14 protein-coding genes are annotated in these 19851 nt (G+C 34.5%); 6 read left to right on the top strand and 8 right to left on the bottom strand.

Translation table 11 applies throughout. The features are described from left to right. The first annotated feature begins 12 nt into the window (after window positions 1–12). The gene (patB1, locus tag ACYVEC_RS21645) at window positions 13–1203 is read left to right on the top strand and encodes a secondary cell wall polysaccharide O-acetyltransferase PatB1 (protein WP_063222063.1); all 1191 of its coding nucleotides are present in this window, start codon (window positions 13–15) and stop codon (window positions 1201–1203) included. A 95-nt stretch (window positions 1204–1298) separates the two neighbouring features. Here the strand turns inward: patB1 and ACYVEC_RS21640 are convergent, their stop codons facing one another. From ACYVEC_RS21640 to ACYVEC_RS21625, 4 genes are all read right to left on the bottom strand, one after another. Continuing rightward, the gene (locus tag ACYVEC_RS21640; RefSeq protein ID WP_063222064.1) at window positions 1299–3887 is read right to left on the bottom strand and encodes an S-layer homology domain-containing protein; all 2589 of its coding nucleotides are present in this window, start codon (window positions 3885–3887) and stop codon (window positions 1299–1301) included. A 714-nt stretch (window positions 3888–4601) separates the two neighbouring features. Beyond that, window positions 4602–7073 (bottom strand): S-layer homology domain-containing protein, encoded by a 2472-nt coding sequence (locus ACYVEC_RS21635; protein ID WP_063222065.1) that lies wholly within the window; start codon window positions 7071–7073, stop codon window positions 4602–4604. 674 nt (window positions 7074–7747) lie between these two features. Continuing rightward, window positions 7748–8851, bottom strand: a complete 1104-nt coding sequence (gene csaB / locus ACYVEC_RS21630) for a polysaccharide pyruvyl transferase CsaB (protein WP_063222066.1) — start codon at window positions 8849–8851, stop codon at window positions 7748–7750. Between the two features lie 141 nt (window positions 8852–8992). Then, entirely contained in the window at window positions 8993–10513 is a 1521-nt protein-coding gene (locus ACYVEC_RS21625) for a putative polysaccharide biosynthesis protein (RefSeq protein ID WP_063222067.1), read from the bottom strand. 282 nt (window positions 10514–10795) lie between these two features. On the opposite strand from ACYVEC_RS21625, the gene secA2 reads away from it, so the two are divergent. Both secA2 and ACYVEC_RS21615 read left to right on the top strand, forming a co-directional pair. Then, the gene (secA2, locus tag ACYVEC_RS21620; RefSeq protein WP_063222068.1) at window positions 10796–13162 is read left to right on the top strand and encodes an accessory Sec system translocase SecA2; all 2367 of its coding nucleotides are present in this window, start codon (window positions 10796–10798) and stop codon (window positions 13160–13162) included. A gap of 14 nt (window positions 13163–13176) precedes the next feature. After that, entirely contained in the window at window positions 13177–14058 is an 882-nt protein-coding gene (locus ACYVEC_RS21615; protein WP_063222069.1) for an accessory Sec system S-layer assembly protein, read from the top strand. 115 nt (window positions 14059–14173) lie between these two features. Here ACYVEC_RS21615 and ACYVEC_RS21610 read toward each other — a convergent pair whose 3' ends face one another. Further along, window positions 14174–14545 carry a hypothetical protein gene (locus tag ACYVEC_RS21610; protein ID WP_060629718.1) on the bottom strand — a complete coding sequence of 124 codons (372 nt, stop codon included), beginning with the start codon at window positions 14543–14545 and terminating at the stop codon, window positions 14174–14176. Window positions 14546–14743: 198 nt separating this feature from the next. Then, a complete protein-coding gene (locus tag ACYVEC_RS21605) occupies window positions 14744–16222 on the bottom strand; it encodes a SulP family inorganic anion transporter (protein WP_460508260.1) in 1479 nt (492 codons plus the stop codon). A gap of 187 nt (window positions 16223–16409) precedes the next feature. Between ACYVEC_RS21605 and ACYVEC_RS21600 the strand changes: the two genes are divergently transcribed. Next, on the top strand, window positions 16410–16877 hold the full coding sequence (locus ACYVEC_RS21600; protein WP_063222071.1) for a hypothetical protein: 468 nt from the start codon (window positions 16410–16412) through the stop codon (window positions 16875–16877). 42 nt (window positions 16878–16919) lie between these two features. Here ACYVEC_RS21600 and ACYVEC_RS21595 read toward each other — a convergent pair whose 3' ends face one another. Beyond that, window positions 16920–17738: a MerR family transcriptional regulator gene (locus ACYVEC_RS21595; RefSeq protein WP_063222072.1), complete on the bottom strand. Its 819-nt coding sequence runs from the start codon at window positions 17736–17738 to the stop codon at window positions 16920–16922. A 109-nt stretch (window positions 17739–17847) separates the two neighbouring features. On the opposite strand from ACYVEC_RS21595, the gene ACYVEC_RS21590 reads away from it, so the two are divergent. Together ACYVEC_RS21590 and ACYVEC_RS21585 are read left to right on the top strand one after the other, a co-directional pair. Beyond that, window positions 17848–18483, top strand: coding sequence for a GNAT family N-acetyltransferase (locus ACYVEC_RS21590; protein ID WP_063222073.1), 636 nt, complete (start codon window positions 17848–17850; stop codon window positions 18481–18483). A 148-nt stretch (window positions 18484–18631) separates the two neighbouring features. Further along, on the top strand, window positions 18632–19237 hold the full coding sequence (locus ACYVEC_RS21585) for a DedA family protein (protein WP_063222074.1): 606 nt from the start codon (window positions 18632–18634) through the stop codon (window positions 19235–19237). A 116-nt stretch (window positions 19238–19353) separates the two neighbouring features. On the opposite strand, the gene ACYVEC_RS21580 is transcribed toward ACYVEC_RS21585, so the two are convergent. Then, on the bottom strand, window positions 19354–19851 hold a 498-nt coding region (locus ACYVEC_RS21580; RefSeq protein ID WP_460508253.1), incomplete at its 5' end, for an LPXTG cell wall anchor domain-containing protein.

Here is a 19851-nt window from a genome sequence, read left to right as displayed (position 1 = left end):
GGAAAAGTTATTATGAAAAAATTGGGGAACCTCATCCTGTTTATCGGTTTTCTCACCATTATCTTTTCATTTGGCATATTATCGTTACTCAAAACAGACCGAGACATTTCACCAGTTGAAAATCGGCCGCTCGCTCAAAAACCAGCACTTACGAAAGAAGCTCTCCTAACTGGTAGCTTCTTTAAAGATTTTGAAACATATACAAATGATCAACTAATCGGACGAGATGAGCTTATTAAAAACTATACGATTGCTCAAATTAATATGGGCAAATCTCTCATTAACGACATTATTTTAACTGATGATAAATGGCTCCTTAAAAACCCGGCGTGGACAAAAAAATATAATGAAATTGACCAATCCATGCCTGCTATAAACGACTTATCTCAGTTTTCAAAAGAACAAAACGTTGAGTTTTACTTTGCTTTACCACCGTCAAAAACGAATGCATTATCATTTAAATTACCTTCTCATATTCACACATATGCAGAGGAAAATTTAAATTACTTTCTAAAGAAACTTCCAGCAGACGTAAAGCCAATAAAACTTATGGAACACTTTAAACAGAACTATACATACGAAGAAATACAGGACATGTATTTCAAAACAGATCATCATTGGAATATGGACGGTGCCTTCTTAGGCTACCAATATATAATGAACACAATCGGGCAACACTCTTCTATATATAAAGGAAAAGAAATAAAAAAAGAAGACTACACTCGTACATGTGCGCAAAATAAACATTTAGTTGGAAGCTTCAACAACCAACTATACCAACTCATCGATGTCAATGATGAAAAATTGTGTTACTACACACCGAAAGACGGTTTCAACTTCACAAGCATAAACGCAAAAGATGTGAAAGGTACTGTTCATCAAAATTTAGATGACATATACGGCGTAGAAAAACAAAAAGATACAACATCATACGCAGGTTATTACACGGATGACTATCCAGAAATCGTCATCGAAAATAACAATGCACCAAATGAAGTACGCGCCTTAGTCCTAAAAGACTCATTCGCAAATGCAATCGTGCCACACTTAGCACAAAGCTTTAAACATACATCTATCCTCGACCTGCGTCACTATCACGAAAAAGATGTATATCAATACATTAAAGACAACAATATTAACATGGTATTGTTTGTGTATAGTGATTCGAATTTGAGTGGGGATATGTTGAAATTTAAGAAATAAAAAGAAGCCTCTTGTATATTTACAAGAGGCTTCTTTCTATTAAAAAATCAGTGGGGATTCATCCCCACTGATTTTTCATTTTATCTATAATCGACTTATAGATTTGGGTTGTTAAGCACGTTCACGTGTACAGCTTGTGAACCGATTTCGCTTGTTAGAACATCTTTCTCGCCTAATACTTTGAATACTAATGTACCTTTGTCAGTGTACTTAGTAGTTAAAGTATCGTAAAGGTCTGCCTTGAAGTTTGGAAGTGCAGAATCACTTGTTTGAGATACTGTTACATAGCCAAGTTTTACATCGCCAGCGTTAAATACAGCATCGCCGTTTCTATCTAAGTAAAGTTTACCTTGCTCGTCACCAGATTTTACAACACGTACTTTATGTTGTGTTTCTTTCGTTAAGTTAATACCTTTTACGATATCATCAAGGTTACTCTTCTCAAGCTCTAATACAGTACCGATATTAATTTTCTTCTCAACAAAGTTTTCTGTTTGAACAGGTTTGAAGTTTACAGATTTAATAGCAATTGTCTCTTGAACGATTTCGATAGTTGCTTTACCAGCAGTTGCACCATTTTTCGTTAAGTGGATATCAACTTTACCTGGTTTTAAACCTTTAACAACAACTTTATTTCCATCAATTTTAGCTTCAGCTACAGCCGGGTTTTTAGACTCAACTGCGTAACCTTCTAAGTTTTCAGGATCAGAGTATACGCGCTCTGAAGTGTACTTAGATAATTGATATGCAACTGTGTTAGAAACATTTAGGTCAAGTTTTGTATCAGGTGATGCACCGTATTGACCTACTTTAGATACAAGTTCAAAGTTTTTGAATGCTACGTTACCTTCTGTTACGTTCACATATAATGAACCTAGAGTTTCACCGTTAGCATTTTGGAAGTGAACTGTTCCTTCGCCCACGTCATTACCCGTAACACCAACTGTTTTTGTACCGATTGAACCAGAGTCAGTTGTTACTACATCTAATCCACCTTCTGCAACTACACCTGTTTTCGGAAGAACTTCTTTAATTGCAGCTGTGTTAGCACCAAATGGATCGCCATATTGGTCAGTTGTTACGAATGTAACAGGTAATGTTTTGTTTTGCACAACTTGTAATTTATCTGGGTTAGCTTTTACTGATACTAATTTACGAGAATCAGTCGTTACTTTGAATTTAACTTCTTTTGTAACGTCGCCTACTTTAATAGTAAGTGTAGCTTCACCAGCAGCTTCAGCTGTAATGTAGTTGTTTACTACAGAGATAATACCGTGGTTTGAAGATTTGATGCTAATTGCGTCTGCATCAACTACTTTATCTTCTCCAGCAATTGTAGCAACTACGTTATGGATTTGTGCTTTTTCACCAACAACTAACGTTTGGCTGTTTAGTTTGAAGTCTTTTCCAGTCAATTTATTACCGTATACTACACCGTTTTTATCTGCATCTACCGCAAATACAGTATTTTTAATTGCAGAAGCTGGTGTATCAAGGTTTTTCACTGTAATAATACCAGTGTTAGAAACTGTTAAACCACCGCGTTTTGTAACTTGTACTTCTACTTTGTAGTCACCGTGCTCAATACCAACAGCTAGTTTACCTGTAGTAGAAGTAGCTTCTCCACCTTCAAAGATGTTTGCTGCTGAACCGTCTAAGTTATTTGCTACAAATTTGACGTCATGGTCTGCTAAGTTTAAGTACTCAACATCAGCGTTACCTTTTTCATCGTTTAATTTGAAAGCAACTGCTTGACCAGCACGATCATCATCAAATGTAAGTTTTTCTACTGCTAATTTTTTCACTTCGTATACGAATTTCGCTACGAATGATTGATTTTTCACTTTTACAGTAAGATTTTTATTTGGAGCTACTTTACCACCAAGTGTTACAACTGCAGAAGTACCATCAGCACTTGCTTCAATCGCAACAGCTTTGTCTCCTTCAAGAGTTACATCATCAGCAGAAAGTTTTTCTAAACCAGTACCCGTTAATGTTAATTTCGTTGGTTCAGAAACTTTCACATCAGTTACATATGCTTGTGCATTATCTTTTTTGCCATACTTTTTATCTGCTACTGCGATAAATTTAGCTGCTTCTGCACGAGATACAGATTTATTTGGCTCCCATTTGTTTCCTCCTGTTCCTTCAGAAAGTCCAAGGTGGATTAGAATGTTAGCTTTTTCTTCACCCCAATGATCTAATAAATCTTCAAATTTTGTAACTAACTCGCCGTTAACTTTATCTTTTAAATTATAAGCACCTACTATCATAGAAGCGAAAGAAGCACGGTCAATCTTTTTATCTGGAGAGAAGTTTTCTTTACCATCACCTCTAACAACACCAGCTTTTTCAACAGCTGCAATGTATTTAGAAGCCCAATGATTTTTAGCATCTTTGAAAGATGGTTGTGCACCCTCTTCAACTTTTAAACCTAATGTAATTGCCATAATTTTCGCAGCAGAAGCACGATCAATCTCTTCAGCTGGAGCGTATGTACCATCTGGCTTACCTTCGATTGCACCTTTATCTACTAAGTAATTGATAGAATCTAATCCCCAATGATTAGCTGGAACGTCTGGGAACGATTTACCTGCTGCTGCTACTGGAGAAACAACACCTGCTACCATTGCTGCTGTCATTGTACCTGCGATTACTTTTTTGTAAGAGTTAGTCTTTGCCATTTTATAAATTTCCTCCTTCAGGAATATGCTACTAGTTTCACATCATATTAAATTTGAAAACTAGCTAGTTAGAAAAGCCATAAAACAATAAAAACATAAACAAAAATACTATAATGAAAAGTAGTTCATATAACAAAATGATACAAACCGTTAGATGTAAATATAAGGTTTAAATACCATTTTCTGAAACAAGTTCATCATACTATACAAAACCATTCGTTATCAAGAACTTTCTCAAAAGAAAATTCGACACATTCTGATAATTCAGTCTTTTATTTGTATTATTAGGATATCAATAATACTTAAATATAGAAATGAATACACTGTTTTCCTATAAACCACTCTCACTGCGCTTCGTATATTTTTCATATCGAATACACAATTGGAATTATAGCACATATTTCCACTTCATCACTTAAATATTTTTTACAATAAATACAATTTTCAGACTTTATTTGACTAAAAATATTATAATTCGGCATTTTATTCTTCTTTTCGAATGATTTTTTAACAAAAAAAGGTTTTAATTTACAAATAATTTACATATCGATGAGGTATTCTTCTATTATTGAAAACGTTTTCGATTTGTTTCTCAATAAAACTAACTACTAATCTACAAAATATGATCTATTTTTCAGATCTCTTTTTATATAAAAAATCAGACAAAAAAAGAGCCCACATGTTGTGGACTCTTTTCATTGAAATAAATTTCAATTAGCGAGTTGCTGTTACTGGTTTGAAAGCAACAAGTGCGTTTTCTGCTTTGTCAGTAGTTTTGAACTCATATTTAGCATTATTTTCTAGTTCTTTAGCTTTTACTGTAACTGTACCAGTTGCTAAGTTAACATCTGTTGGAGCTGTTACTTTAAGAACTACGTCTTTAGCAGCTTCTGCTGTTGCGTCAGCTTTTGCTACAGTTAATTCTACACCGTTTAAATCAACTGTGAAGTCAGTTGTATCAACGTTTACAGCTTCAGAGAATGTTAAAGTAATTTCTTTAGCATCAACTTTTGTAATTTTAGCTGATTTAAATTCAGGAGCTTTTGTATCTTTAACTTCTAGTAATAGGTTCGCTGTACCCATTTTTACTCCATCTTTGTTTGCAACATTAGCTACTGTAAATTTAACTGTTTCTGATTTTTCGAAAGTAAATGTAGATGGTAATTCAATAATTGCTTTTGTACCGTCTAATACAATTAAAGTACCTTCTGGTAATTTAGCACCAGCTAACGTGTAATTATTTACATTAGCAGCTGATTCAGCAACCTGACCACCTTTTACTTCTTTATCAAAGTTTACTGTAACTTTATTTGTCGCTTTATCATAAGCTACAGCTTTTACTACTGGAGCTACTTTATCTGTTTCTTTTTCAGCTTCTTTTTCTACAACTTTTACTTCTTTAGTAAATGCTACAGACTCATTACCAGCTGCATCTTTTACAAGACCTTTTGTAGCAGCTACTTTGTAGTTACCTTTTGCTGGGAATGTTAATGTAATACCTTTTTTGTTATCTTTAGCTGGTGCAACAGTTACATCAGCAGTTACATCTTTACTTGTATCTAAGTTAATCACACGAAGTTTTCCGTTTTGTGCAGTTACTTCTTTGTCAAAAGTGAATGTCGCTGCTTTATTTTGATCAGCTTCAACTTTTACGAAGTTAGGAGCTACAACGTCTTTTGAAACTTTTACTGCTTTAGATACTTTAGAACCTACGTTGTTAGCTGCATCTTTGTAGCCAACAAATTCAACTGTAAGATCTGTAGCAGTTTCTTTTTCTTTAAGAGCGCCTGTTACTTCAATAACTGCCTTTGTTTTATCTTGAGCGTCAACAGCAATTGTAGATTTTAATTCTTCTTTACCTTTTTTAACTACAACTGTTCCTTGACCATTTGTAGCAAGTTCTTCTGAGAAAGTAACCTCTAATGTTGCTTTGCCTTCAGCAGTAATTTCTTTAACTTTTACATCTTTAACTTCTGGAGCTGTAGTGTCTTTTTCTACTTTATAAGTAGTTTTGCCTTCGTACATTTCCATAGTATTATCAGCTAAATCTGTAGCACCAGTTACGATGATTGAGAATTCTTTACCATTTTGAAGGTTTAAAGCTTGGTTAGAAGTGAAAGTATTATTTTCAACTTTACCTTCTACTTTTTGGCCGTTAACAATTACAGTTACAGTTTTTGCTGCATCTAATTTTTCACTAAATACAACTTTAACTTTTCCGTCTGGAGTAGATACTGTAGATACAGTTGGAGCTACTTCATCGTTAAAGAAGATTACTTCTAATGCTTTTGGAATTTCTTTACCTTCAGCAGTGTTTAATTTTTCAACAGTTACAACATAAGCATTGTTTTTCTCAAGTCTTTTACCATCTTCTAAAGTTAAGATTACAGATTTTTTGTCTTCACCGATTTTTGCATCAACTACTGTTACGTTATCAACTCCTTGAGAAAGAGTAAATTTCGCGTTCTTCACAGTTTCTTCTGTTACTGTAGCACCAAGTTTAACTTCGATCTCTTTAGCGTTGATTGCTTTAATAGACTCAACTTTAGCTTCTTCTTTTTGTCCGAATTGCATGTCAGTCTTAGCAATGAATTTAGCAGCTTCTGCACGAGTTACAGCTTTATCTGGCTCCCAACCATTACCAGTACCATTAGTGATATCTAAAGCAACTAAGATGTTAGCAGCTTTTTTACCCCAGTGCTTTTCTAAATCAGAGAATTTAGTTTCTAATTCTCCGCTTACTTTGCTTTCTAATTTGTATGCTTTTACGATCATTGTTGCCATAGAAGCACGATTAATTTGGTTGTTTGGGTTAAACTTACCAGTTTCGTCCCCTTGAATTACACCAGCTTTTTCAACAGCTGCGATATATTTAGCAGCCCATGAATCTTGAGCATCTTTGAAAGTTGGTTTTGCACCATCTTTAACTTCTAAACCTAATGTAATTGCCATGATTTTCGCAGCAGAAGCACGGTCAATTGCTTCAGTTGGAGCGAATGTTCCGTCTGGTTTACCTTCGATTGCTTTTTTTGCTACTAAATAATCAATGTACTCTGCACTCCAAGAACCAGGTTGAACGTCTGGGAATGATTTTCCTGCTGCTGCTACTGGAGAAACAACACCTGCTACCATTGCTGCTGTCATTGTACCAGCGATTACTTTTTTGTAAGAGTTAGTCTTTGCCATTTTATATATTTCCTCCTTAGGAATGTAATACTAGTTCCATAATGTTTTAAATAGATGTTCTATTTATTTTTGAAACTAGTAGATATAAATGTGGTTAAAGTATTCTTTATACAGAATAATAGAATATCCCGTATTACAGAATCATAAAGAAATCATACACCCTTTTCATCCAATTTAAAATCTCAAATTCGACAAAAAAGTGAATTTTCACAATTCTAAACGAGCGTTTTTTCGACTTTCATTTTAAAAAACTCAGATTACAAAATCAGAATATTTTAAACAAATAGTAAAACGCGTCAGAATTACATTTTCAACAATCTTCTTATAACCATTTACAACTATAACAGAAAAACAATTCCAATTTCAATATTTAACTATAAAGATATTACGACATTAATCGACACCATATTTTTATATGACTCGACATCTTTCTTACCGTTCGTTTTTTTGAAATTACCATACCTATTTTCTTATAATTTACTAAATAAAACGCTAAATCCTAACATTACTTATATATTAATGTTAGGATTTTTAAACATACATCTTCTCTCAAACTTCTTTTTTATGAGCCTATGTTTAAAACTGCTTATACATTTCGACATTTTTCTACAAATATATTTTTTCTTTCGACATTTTCTTTTTTCAAAAAATAAAAAAGAGGATGTCCTCTTAAATTAAGATTCCATTCCTCTTTTTTTAAACTCTTTTGAATTCAAGTCACTTATGATGTATCGAGACGCTGTTGAAATTTGCTCTCGCAATTCTTCTACTCTTTGTTCCAACGTTGCTTGCACATATTCTTTTTGTTCTAGTTGCTTCGCTGCCACATTATACAAAGTTTCAGCTGTCCAGTCACCATCTACGTTTCCGATGATTGGCTGATTGACTTGTTGTAAAAATGAATCAATCTTTGGATCATATGAAATACCAACCATAGGGATATTAGCAACCGCAGATAGTATGAGCGCATGAAGTCTCATACCTATTAGAAGCGAACATTGCGACAAAATTGCAATTTTCTCATGAATATCCAGCTTATACGGAAGCATATGAGCTTCTTCTCCCATTAAGTTAATAATATCGCGTGATGCATTTTGATCAAACGGTCCATGCATTGGTACGAATAAAATATGGTATCCATCACGCTTAAATTTTTTCAGCGTATCTGCTAGCTTCTTCATATAATCTTCTTTCGCGTCCCAATACCTCACACTAACTGCAATTACTTTCCCTTGAATCGAATGTTTTTGCAGCCACTCCGACTTCATTCCTTCTGGTTGACATGCCAATACTGGATCTGGAACTAGTTCGATATCTTTCTTAATACCAATTTCTTTTAAATACAAAAATGAATCTTCATCACGAACTGATATATATTCCGCTTTTGATACTTGCCATTTCACTAATAAACGATTTTGTCTTTTCGTAATTGGGCCGATTCCTTGCGCATAAATATAATACGGCTTCTTCAAAAAACGAGCAATCCGCATAATACCTGTATAGTATAAAATACTTTTAATACTCGTTTTATCTTGAAGGAGACTTCCCCCTCCGCTAATTAAGCCATTACTTCTCTTGATTTCCTTATAAATCGCTCTTATATCCCAGCGATTTACTGCCTCTACACCGTACATTTTTTTTGTATAGTCGGGGTCATTCGAAAGTACAACAAGCTCCAGAGTAGGATCCTCTTCATGTAGCGCTTTAATAATTGATTGCAAAATTGCCTCGTCCCCAACATTATAAAAACCATAATATCCTGATAAAACTAACCGCACTCTTAATCTCCTCCAACATTTCGCAATCAACTTTTTGTCATTCAACAAATTGCTATCAACTCTTTAATAAGAAAAGTTGGATAACTTTAAATTGATTTCTTTCACAAACATATAAATAGCCATACTCATTTATGAACAAATTTACTTACGTAAAAATGGAATTTGCTTTTTTGATATCCAATTCAACTTTAATGCGCATATGCCATATATGAACAAGGCCACACAAAATGCTAAACCACTATATATTATTGCAATAAATCTAGAATCTACCACATTTATGAAAGTAGATGTGAAATACAATCCTACACCTACTATACTAGATACTCCAATTACAGCAAAAAATCTCCTCACTCGAATCGAATAAGCCAATTCTTTTCGAATGTATATATAATTTACGATACAAATCATGATATATATGATAAGTGTACTATAAGCCGCACCAGTTATGCCAAATTGACTTACGAGTACTATATTTAATATGACTTTTACAAAACTCGCTCCAACAACTATCCACGCCGCTTGCTTAGAACGGTTAATTCCTTGCAAAATTCCTATTGATAATACCATAAGTGATGTGAAATACGAACTACCAATTAAAATAGCTAACATTCCGCTCCCTTTAGCATCTGTAAACAATCCAACATTTAACGGGATTGCAAGTGCCATGAGCCAGATTGTTATCGGTGTTGTTAAAACATGAGCAAGCTCATTTGTTCGTTCAATTGTTTGTTTTGCTAACGCTATATCTTTCTTTGTTAATGCAGCAGTTAACAATGGGATTAACGGAAATACCATCGCACTTGCAAACACGACAATTAATTGTGTAAACGCAAAGCCACGACTATATATACCAAATTGTTCTTGAATCATTGTAGTGGATCCATGTAGCATATGTGGAATCGTTACAGAATCAACTAAATTTAACACCGGCATCGATAATGCCCCAATTGCAATTGGAATCGAAACCCGAAGTATTTTTTTTGCATTATCTTTAAAATCTTGCAGTGAATATGTATTACTTTTATAACGATATATACTTTTTACATACTTCAATCTCAAATAGATAAGTGACGTAATTACCCCAAGGCAAGAACCAATCATTGCGCCACCTGTTACAATATCACTCTCTTTATTCCAATATACAAATAAGAATGCAATTGCTAACATAAAGAAAACACGAATGAACTGCTCAATTACTTGTGACACCCCGGTAGGAATCATATCTCCAAAACCTTGGAAATACCCTCGATATACCGCCATATATGGTGCGATTAATAAAGCAAACGAAGTAACAATTAATGGGAGTCTCGTATCTTGTCCACCAAGCATATTTGCAAACATACTTGATCCAATCATAATAACCGAAAATCCAAGCACCCCAAATATTACTCCAATAATAGATGCTGACGTAAATAGTTTAGCAATCCCATCTTTATCATTCTTCTCATGAAGTTCAGCGATTAACTGTGATATAGCTAGCGGTACTCCCGCTACTGATAAAGTTAAAGCTATCATATATACAGGAAAAACAAGGCGGAAGATCCCAAGCACTTCATCTCCTGCTATATTTTGTAATGGGATTTGAAAAAAACTTCCCAACACTTTCGATAAAAACGTTGTAATCGTTAAAATCGCAGCGCCTTTCACAAACTTATTATTCATTTTCTAGCTCTTTTCTTTCAATATATAATTTACATACATACTACATCATAAAACGAGATAGCTATATTCTTCTCTTTTTTGAAAAATTTCACTTTATCTCATTTAGCTATCATACCAAATTTCTTATATATTGAATACTCTCTTTCTTTCTAGGTTTTAAATATAGTATGTGCAATAACTTCTTATTTTTATCCAGTTTTTTCTTCAATTTACTACTTCTACTTATTCAGTATAAACATGTGCTATAATGTAGCTATTGTCAGTAAGAGGAGTGTTTACAACATGCTGAATTCGGTAAAAAAACTGTTAGGAGATTCTCAAAAGAGAAAACTAAAAAAATATGAACAACTTGTTCAAGACATTAATAATCTAGAAGAAAAACTATCTGATTTATCTGATGAAGAATTACGTAATAAAACGATCATATTTAAAAACATGCTACATAATGGAAAAACAGTGGATGATATAAAAGTAGAGGCGTTCGCTGTTGTACGTGAAGCAGCAAAGCGTGTACTTGGATTACGTCACTACGATGTGCAGTTAATTGGTGGCCTTGTACTATTGGAAGGTAATATTGCAGAGATGCCAACTGGCGAAGGGAAAACATTAGTTTCTTCTCTTCCAACATACGTACGTGCTCTTGAAGGAAAAGGCGTTCACGTTATTACTGTAAACGACTATTTAGCAAAACGAGATAAAGAATTGATTGGCCAAGTTCATGAATTTCTAGGTTTAAAGGTTGGATTGAATATTCCTCAAATCGATCCTGCCGAAAAGAAACTTGCTTACGAAGCTGATATTACATATGGTATTGGAACAGAATTTGGCTTTGACTATCTACGTGATAACATGGCTACTTCAAAAAATGAGCAGGTACAACGTCCCTATCATTTTGCTATTATCGATGAGATTGACAGCGTTTTAATTGATGAAGCGAAGACGCCTCTTATTATCGCTGGGAAGAAATCAAGCAGCTCTGATTTACACTATTTATGTGCCAAAGTTATTAAATCATTCCAGGATACCCTTCATTACATGTACGATGCAGAATCGAAATCTGCTAGTTTTACAGAAGACGGTATTACAAAAATAGAAGATTTATTCGATATCGAGAACCTATATGATTTAGAGCATCAAACTTTATATCATTATATGATTCAAGCATTACGAGCTCATGTCGCTTTCCAATGTGATGTTGACTATATTGTACATGATGAAAAAATTCTACTTGTAGATATTTTCACGGGCCGTGTTATGGATGGTCGCTCTTTAAGTGACGGTTTACACCAAGCTCTTGAGGCAAAAGAAGGTCTAGAAATCACCGAAGAAAACCAAACACAGGCGTCCATTACAATTCAAAACTTCTTCCGTATGTATCCAGCATTATCTGGTATGACAGGTACAGCAAAAACGGAAGAGAAAGAATTTAACCGTGTATATAACATGGAAGTTATGCCGATTCCGACAAACCGTCCAATCATTCGTGAAGACAAAAATGACGTCGTGTACGTAACAGCCGATGCTAAATATAAAGCTGTACGTGAAGATGTTCTAAAACACAATAAACAAGGACGCCCGATTTTAATTGGAACGATGTCTATTTTACAATCAGAAACCGTTGCTCGTTACTTAGATGAAGCAAATATTACATATCAATTATTAAATGCAAAAAGCGCAGAGCAAGAGGCCGATTTAATCGCAACTGCTGGACGAAAAGGACAAATTACAATTGCAACGAATATGGCCGGACGAGGTACTGATATTTTACTAGGTGAGGGTGTTCATGAAATTGGCGGATTACATGTAATTGGGACAGAGCGCCATGAATCAAGACGCGTTGACAATCAGCTAAAAGGTCGTGCTGGTCGCCAAGGAGATCCAGGTAGCTCTCAATTCTTCCTTTCTTTAGAAGATGAAATGCTAAAACGTTTCGCACATGAAGAAGTGGAGAAATTCAATAAATCACTAAAGGCAGATGAAACTGGACTTATTCTAACTTCAAAAGTGCATGACTTCGTGAACCGTACACAATTAATTTGTGAAGGTAGCCACTTCTCAATGCGTGAGTACAATTTAAAGTTAGATGATGTAATTAATGATCAACGTAACGTTATTTATAAATTACGTAATAACTTGTTACAAGAAGATACAAATATGATTGAAATTATTATTCCAATGATTGATCATGCTGTAGAAGCCATTTCTAAGCAATATCTTTTAGAAGGTATGCTTCCGGAAGAATGGGATTTTGCTAGTTTAACAGCAAATATAAACGAAATTTTACCGGTAGAAAATATGCCATCACTATCAGCGAATAATGTACACTCACCGGAAGATTTACAATCCGTTTTGAAAGAAACATTATCTCTTTATAAAGAGCGCGTAAATGAACTAACTAGCCATACTGATTTACAAGAGTCGCTTCGATATGTTGCCCTTCATTTCCTAGATCAGAACTGGGTAAATCACTTAGATGCAATGACCCACTTAAAAGAAGGTATCGGGCTAAGACAATATCAACAAGAAGACCCTACTCGTCTTTATCAAAAAGAAGGTTTAGATATCTTTTTATACACATATGGTAATTTCGAAAAAGAAATGTGCCGCTATGTTGCAAGACATTTAGGTGTTCCTGAAAACGTACAATAACGAGGTGAAAGATTATGTTATCATTCCTAAAAAAAGCTAAGAAAAGCGGAAAAGACACGACTGTCTCTAGTAATCAATTATTTGGACAAGAAGAAACAAATGCTGAAAGTAAAACTGTAAAACCAACACTTTACTTTCACCCTAGCTGGGGTGCAGTAGCACAAGAACAAAAATACATTTATCAATTTTTACATAAAGAACTACCACGTTTACAAGAATATCAAATTTCTTTATCTGGAATTGAGATTGAAAAGCGTGATAATAGTTATGACGTAGCTGTATTTATTCGCAGCACTGTTCCGAAACCAATTTCTTTCGAAGAGGTTACATTAATTCTTCTAAATAAAGAGAAGAAACTATGCGCACGCAAAACATTTAACCTTTCTGCATTAGGAGATATTCCTGCAAATGTAAATATGCCATTTATTTTTACATTTGAGCAAGAGACAATTACAGATGCTGCATTATCGCAAACAGATTGGGAATTAGCGTTTGAACTTGAAAGCAAGCATGCATTAGATTTAGATCCATCTTGGGAAGCTCAGTTACCTGAAGCAAGCAAAGAAGCTTTACGTAATTTCGTAGACAATTTAACACCTCCAAGCGAAGGTGAAATTAACTTCCTAGGCCTGCAAGCTGCAAGAAAAGAAAACGGTGATTTACATACAACGCTTCTTATTCGTAACGGTTGTAAAGACAACATTCAACTAGAGCAACTTCCTCTTCATATTGAGGATGCCACGGGGGCAGTTGTTGTTAAAGGCGCTTTCACATTACCTAACCTTGAAATTAAAGCGAACACTACGAAACCATGGTCATTTGTCTTCCCTGCTTCATCTATATTAAAAGAAGATATGGACCTATCTTCTTGGAAAGCACTTGTACCACAAGACTAATCATAAAGAGAGGCTGCTTCCAAAGCTACCTCTCTTCTTCTTTTACATACAAAAAAACCTGTTCAAAAAGATGGTCATCATATCTCTTCGGACAGGCTTTTTCTTTATGTAAAATTTATTTCGTTACTAATAAACGTTCAATATGATATTCAGCTTCTAATTTGCACATTTCATCTGCATGCTTCACTTTATTTCTCGTTAATTGCTCCACTTGCTCTTCGCTCGGTTTTTCATTAATAAACTCGTTAATTTTTTCATTTACTTTCATCGCCAATGCTTGATGGAAATCTGGATGTCCTTTCAACTCGTCATCTACTTTATTGATCCAAGTTGATTTTGTGTATAAATACTGTTTCCACTGTTCAACAAATTGTTGCATATCAAACTTTTCTTCGTTCCATTCAATTTCTTTCATATACTTCTCAAAAGAAACAACAATTGAGCGTGTAATCCCAATTTTCACTCCATGTGGTAACTGTTTGTACATCAATTATTCCCTCCAGCTTAAAGCTCTTCCTTCTAAAAAAAAAGGAATCTCAAAATTCATATACATTATTATAATATCACATACCTAATCTAGAATGTTACTATACTGCTAAGATTAATAAATGTCAATAATCGCAAAAAATCGTGATATGCAGATATTAAACACAACAAAAAAACACCCTCATACGAGGGCATTTCCTTACATAACATCCGCTTCTACAAACTGTAATTTATCTTTCTGCTCATTACTCGCCATCGTTACTAATGTTTTTTCAATATGAGTAGGCACTTGTTCTAGCGTCACACTCACTCCTGATTTATCCGACTGCTCAATAAAATTCAATAACGCCATAGCTCCTGATACATCCATATAGCGCGCATCTTTCATACGTAAAACAATCGGTGACTTCACATCTTGTAAAGTAGTAAAAATACGGTCTACTGATAGGAAGGAGAGCGGTCCTTGAATCGTATACGTCGCTTCCTTTTCTTTTACAATAGAAGCTTTACGTTCTTTACATTTCACCATGTATATAATGAAAGAAAGAATAATTCCGAACGCAACAGCGATCATTAAATCAAACTTCACTGTGACAACCATCGTTACGAGCATAACTATGACATCACCTTTTGGTGCTACATGCATTTTCTTCATGCTTTCCCAATCAAACATTCCAATACCCGTTAAAATTAAAATACCTGATAATACAGCAAGTGGAATGTATTGTACGACCGAGCCAAGTCCCATAATGAAAATAAATAATATAACACTATGCATACTTGCTGAAAGCGCCGTTTTACCGCCACTTCTTATATTAACGATAGATCGTACAGTCGCACCTGCCCCTGCTAATCCGCCAAACAATCCGCTCATCATATTACCGATACCTTGTCCGACCAGTTCTTTATTACTTTTATGACGTGTCCCCGTCACATTATCCATTACGACCGATGTTAACAACGAGTCAATCGATCCTAATAAAGCAATACTAAGCGCTGGTAGAATAAGTTCTGCTATGCCTGCTCCACTTAAAGATGGAATATGAAGCGTCGGCATCGCTTCTGGAATCGTTCCAATCTTTTCAATCACCTTATTTAATGACAGGTTTCCGATAATCGGTAACTTCACTGTAAGTCCTTCTAACGCAGAAGAAAATAAAGGAAGCATAGCTGTCACACCAACTAATGCAACTAAACTAGATGGAATTGCCTTAATCCATTTTCCAGAAACAATCATTACAATAATCGTTAATACGACAAGTAGAAAACTATTTTGCACATGCTTCATTTCACCTAAAATAATAATTAATGCGATTCCGTTCATAAATCCTGAAACGACAGGATATGGAATGTACCTCACGTAAGAGCCAAGCTTGCATACACCGAATAAAATTTGAAACAGTCCCGCCATCATAAAGGCTATAAAACTCGCCTCTAATCCGTGCGTCGCAATAACCCCTGTTGCGATAACAGTAATCGGTCCAGTTGGCCCCGTAACCTGCCCAGGTGTACCACCAAATAACGCCGCAAATAAACCTGCAAAAATCGCACCATACAATCCGACTAGTGCTCCCTCAGACGTTCCTGTTGCAGCAATACCAAATGCAATGGCAAGCGGCAACGCAACGATCGCAACCGTAAAACCTGCTAAACATTCCTTTGCTATTTTTTGAAACATATAATAACCACCTTCACATTAAGTCCACGTTCCATTGTACACCTAAAAAGATACATTCGTTAGTCCACTTTTTACAGTATCGTGACGTAAACGCATTCAATTGTAAGCTCCCATCACATCTTTGGAAACCATTATAACTATGCTATAATAGATAAATTAAATCTTTTATTATATATTTGGAGGCACTATGCTAACTTTTGAAGAAAAATTATCGATTATTGAATCTTTCCCTGAATTAGAAAGAAAAAACGTATCATTAAAACGCGTGAACTTTCACTTTGAAGAAAGTCGTTTAGATAAAAAGAATGTTGTTTATCACTTACATCCAAATGGAAACGGCTTTGTATATGCAAGTGGTATTAAAGGTTACAAAACGGATGATAAAGGTATGATTAACATCCGCGAATTTTCAGCAGATGAATTACGCTCAGTAATCGAGCAATCAATTGAATTACTTTCACAAGAAGAAGTAGTAGTAGTTCCTGCAGAACCTGCGAAAGAAGAAGAATGGCATAACGAAGACGGTCATATCCTTACTCTTATCTCAGAGGATGATATGTGGAACGTGTACGCTGGTGTAAACTTAGACGGTACATTCAACTCTTATCCAGAAGCTGCGGAATACCTTGATGAAGAAGGTTTTTCACGTAAATAATGCCTATTATGATAATCCCGTAAATTACGGGATTATCATCTATCAAAATTTCAAGGTTTCACTATCCCCTATAAAAATTTGAATTTGACAACTATATGTCTCCGTATTGAAAACATCACTAACTAACTCCACTTCAATAAAACTCTCCACTTCGATATTATTTTCTTTTATATATTTAATCATAATATTTCTACGTTCTTCTTCATTCTCTTTACTATACGCTAACGTTATATATTTCCCGCCCGGTAACACTTTTATATTTGGCATCTCTTCCATATGTACATCATCCCGTACTTTATTAAAAACATACTTCGGTTCTACATCCCAGTTTTCATTTACATTGTAGAGAATTCCCATCTCCATTTCCATTTTCTCTTCATAATCTTGTACGATTTTCTCTAAATCGGAATAATATAGTAACTCCTGTAAACTCCCTACTTCTTTACAAGGCGCAACAACGACATAACGCTTTTCAAAAAACTCAATAGAGATTTCATCATTCCTTAATATTTTCTGCGAACTTCTTACTTTCGCATGTAAGTCATCAATCGTTTCCATTACCTCTTTCATTTTCTTTATATGCTCTTCCGCTTCTTCTCTCTTCACTTGTAAAAATCGCAGCAATTTATCCGTATTACATTCCTTAAAAATCTCTTGAAGTTCTACTATGCTGGTGTTCAGCTCTCTACAGCTTTTTATAATATCAATGTGAATAAATTGATCTATAGAATAATATCTATACCCCGTTGATTCATCAATATGTTTTGGAATAAGAATCCCCATCTTATGATAGTATCTTAGCGCTTTTATCGTAATATCCTTTATTTTTGCAACTTCTCCAATAGAAAATAACTTTTTCATTTTCATCTCTTCCCTTATATTTTTTCACATGTAACCATTGACTCTCTCCTTAGAGGAGACCTTACTATTTATAATAAGTCATTTACATTGATAAAGGGAGTATACAATTATGAACACAGTAAAATATAGAAGTCTTATTAAGGAAGACTATGAGCCTATAAAACATTTAATTGGTGAAGCATTTGGATTTAATGAATTCATTACCGATAAAAAATTTTTAAATTCAATATTAAACATATATCTACACAAATGCATTTTAGGCAGTTCCTTTAGCAAAGTAGCTGAAAAAGACAATAAAGTGATTGGAGTCATTTTAGGCGATTCTCAAAAAGACAAAAACCGTTTAAAGAGCTTCCATAATAGTTTGAGTTTTGCCTATAACACGCTCAAACTATTCCTGACGAATAAAGAAAATAAGGAATTCTTAAAAGCATTTATAAAGGTACAAAAAACATATAAAGAACTAATTGAAGGAAAAGAGGAACAATTTCAGGGCTGTATACAATTATTTATCGTATCTGAAGAGTCGAGAGGGCTTGGAGTTGGAAAAACTTTAATGAATGATTTATTCGAATATATGACAAATCAAAAAACAAAATCTTTATATTTATATACGGACAATAAGTGTAACTATGCATTTTATGACAGACAAAACTTCCAACGCATACAAGAAAAAGCAGTTAATTTTGGACCAAAAGAAGAAGATTTCAACGTGTTTTTGTACCGCTATAACTTTAACTCATAGTAAAATGTACACTTCGCTGCTCTTTGCTACTTAGCAAAGAGCTATATTAAGTATGATCAAATAAAGCGATTGATTATCAAAACCCTTCCGCTATTATTGGTTCAAGTCGATTCAAATAGAAAGAATTCACTTTAAAGGAGGGCACAATATGGAATGGATTCATGAATTATTTCAGCAATATGGGTATTATGTAGTACTTGTCGGTTTACTTTTAGAATATATTGCGCTTCCGTTTCCAGGAGAGCCAACATTAGCCTATGCAGGATTTTTGTCACACCAAGGTGATTTGAGTCTACCCATTTTAATTATGTTATCTTTTATTGGGACAAGTGCAGGTATGACATTCCAATACTTTTTAGGAAATAAACTAGGCATGCCCTTCATTCAGAAGTACGGGAAATATGTATTTTTAACACCAAAAAAAATTAATTTAACAAAAATGTGGTTCGATAAATACGGCTACTTTCTAATCTTTATCGCCTTTTTCATCCCAGGTGTCCGTCATTTCACAGGGTACTTTTCTGGAATTATCAACTTACCATTTCGCCGCTTTGCGATAACTATTTATTCAGGCGCTCTATTTTGGGTATCCTTCTTCTTGATCGGTGGTTATTGGTTAGGTGAAAATTTAGAAGAGATCTTCCAAATACTAAGGCAACACATATGGGAAATTCTCTTCGGTATACTTATCATTACACTAATCACCCGATTTCGTAAAAACATAAAGCATGTAATTTTAAAACGTATCAATTAAAACAATGCTTAATAAGTAAAATTCAGCTTAACTAAGTACGAAAATAAAAAAAAGCGGAGACCTATCGTCTCCGCTTTTTTACATACTTTTTATTTCTGGACTAACTCTCATGTTCATTAGTTTTTCTGGCGTCTAAACAACATCGCTCCGAAAAGTAATAAGAACATACCTGCAATAATAGAAGTAGCTTCTGTTGATACTCCACCTGTTTGAGGAAGAAGTTTTGATGTCTTATTATTTTCTTCACTCGATGATACCTCAGATTTATTTTGTGCTTCTACTTTACTGTGTACATCTTGCTTGTTTTGTACTTCTACTTTTTCTTGTACATTTTGTTTATTTAATACTTCCGGCTTTTCTGTTACCTCTGGTTTCTCTAACATATTCGGTTCTTCTTTCACCTTTGGTTCTTCCGGTTTTTCTTCTTTTATTTCTTCTATCGTTTCTTCTTCAACTTGCTCTTCTTCTGGTGTTACATGAATTTCCGGTTTCTCCGTAACTTCTGGCTTCTCTAGCTCTTTCGGCTCTTCTGTTACTTTCGGTTCTTCCGGTTTTTCTTCTTTTATTTCTTCTATCGTTTCTTCTTCAACTTGCTCTTCTTCTGGTGTTACATG

Source organism: Bacillus sp. MN7755, from assembly GCF_054771475.1.
Note: the sequence above shows the minus strand (reverse complement) of the source record. Positions and strands in the feature narration are given on the sequence as shown.